Below are 1,040 nucleotides of genomic sequence, written 5' to 3' on the forward strand. Positions count from 1 at the left end.
GCGATCAGCTCGACGGTGAAGCCAACGTTGTCGCCGGGCATGACCATCTCGGTGCCAGCCGCCAGAGTCACGGTGCCGGTCACGTCAGTGGTCCGGAAGTAGAACTGCGGGCGGTAGTTCGCGAAGAACGGAGTGTGACGACCGCCTTCTTCCTTGGTCAGGATGTAGGCTTCGGCTTCGAACTTGGTGTGCGGAGTAACCGAACCCGGCTTACACAGAACCTGGCCACGCTCAACGCCGTCACGGTCGATACCGCGCAGCAGGGCGCCGATGTTGTCGCCCGCTTCACCGCGATCCAGCAGCTTGCGGAACATTTCAACACCGGTACAGGTGGTTTTCTGGGTGTCACGGATGCCGACGATTTCGATCTCGTCGCCAACATTGATCACGCCACGCTCAACACGCCCCGTAACAACGGTACCACGACCCGAGATCGAGAACACGTCTTCGACCGGCATCAGGAACGGCTTGTCAACTTCACGCTCAGGGGTGTCGATGTAGTCATCAACGGCCGCCATCAGTTCCTTGATCTTCTCTTCGCCGATTTCCGGGTTGTTGCCTTCCATCGCGGCCAGAGCCGAACCTGCGATGATCGGAACATCATCACCGGGGTAGTCATACGAAGACAGCAGCTCGCGGATTTCCATTTCCACCAGCTCCAGCAGTTCTTCGTCGTCAACCTGGTCCACTTTGTTCATGAACACGACCATCTTCGGGATGCCAACCTGGCGGCCCAGCAGGATATGCTCGCGCGTTTGCGGCATCGGGCCGTCGGCTGCGTTCACAACCAGAACAGCGCCGTCCATCTGAGCGGCACCGGTGATCATGTTCTTGACGTAGTCGGCGTGGCCGGGGCAGTCAACATGCGCATAGTGGCGGTTCTCGGTCTCGTATTCCACGTGGGCGGTCGAGATGGTGATGCCGCGCGCTTTCTCTTCCGGCGCACCGTCAATCTGGTCATACGCTTTGAAGTCACCGAAATACTTGGTGATCGCTGCGGTCAGCGTCGTTTTACCATGGTCAACGTGGCCAATCGTGCC

General features: G+C 59.0%; 1 protein-coding gene. It reads right to left on the reverse strand.

From position 1 onward, the window contains the following. A partial coding sequence (gene tuf, locus ACR0J1_RS19380; RefSeq protein ID WP_480734405.1) for an elongation factor Tu occupies window positions 1-1,040 on the reverse strand: 1,040 nt, incomplete at both ends.

The sequence above is a fragment of the Ruegeria sp. CJ3 genome (genome assembly GCF_056536725.1).